Annotated in this window: 1 pseudogene; it reads right to left on the bottom strand. The window is 42.9% G+C overall.

The window, feature by feature from the left end:
* Window positions 1-783, bottom strand: a pseudogene (locus GMD4S_RS09720) (type VII secretion protein EssC); the annotation flags it as partial.

The following is a 783-nucleotide window of genomic DNA, read 5'->3' as shown; positions in this document are numbered from 1 at the left end:
ACCATTGCTCTTTTTCCTCTTCAGGCAGGATCGTAATAAACTGCACATCATGATAAGAATGGAAAGTCGCTAGCTGCATCACCAAAAGTTGCAGTTGTTCTAGAACGAGATTTCTAGGTCCAATATAACCCACCGGTCCATGGCTGAGGTTTGCCGGGATTGGCATATCTGGGATTTTTTTGTGACGACTATAGAGAGCGTAACCCTCTTCTTCTAGAGCATCCTTCTTACCGCTACGCTCCTGTTGACCGTATTTCAAGTCATAGCTAGTCGGCATTTTCCCGAGTCCCAAACGATAGTATAAAAAGTCAAAATGCAAGGGAGTCTTTTCGTAAATTCGGTGATTGTAACTCTCAACCAAGTCCGTCAACTCTAAAACCGTTGGAAAATGATAGTGCATCCCTTCTTTTTGTTCTCGTTCCAGGCGAGTCAATTCCTTGACCTTATCTTTCAGGTAAAGGCGATAGAGATCGACCCGTTCCTTCTTATCAGCCTTGTACTTTTTACGATTTTTGATAAAACCACGGATAGAAAAAATCATTGTGGTTATGGACATCCCTACTGTCGCAAGAATATAGATCCCTCTAGGTTGAATCAAGGTGATCAAGACAGTTACCCCGACCATCATCAAAGGAGGAACGATCAGCTTTAACAGTTCATCACTCGGCTTAACCGGCTCCTGTCCTGGGGGATTGATCAAGATTTTATCCTCGCTACCACGATAGATGATCCGTGGAGAACGATGATAATCTGGATAATCTTCATAAAAACCATATCGAGATG

The sequence above is a fragment of the Streptococcus sp. GMD4S genome, assembly GCF_000296955.1.
The sequence above is the reverse complement of the archived record's forward strand: the minus strand, read 5'-3'. Positions and strand labels throughout refer to the sequence as shown.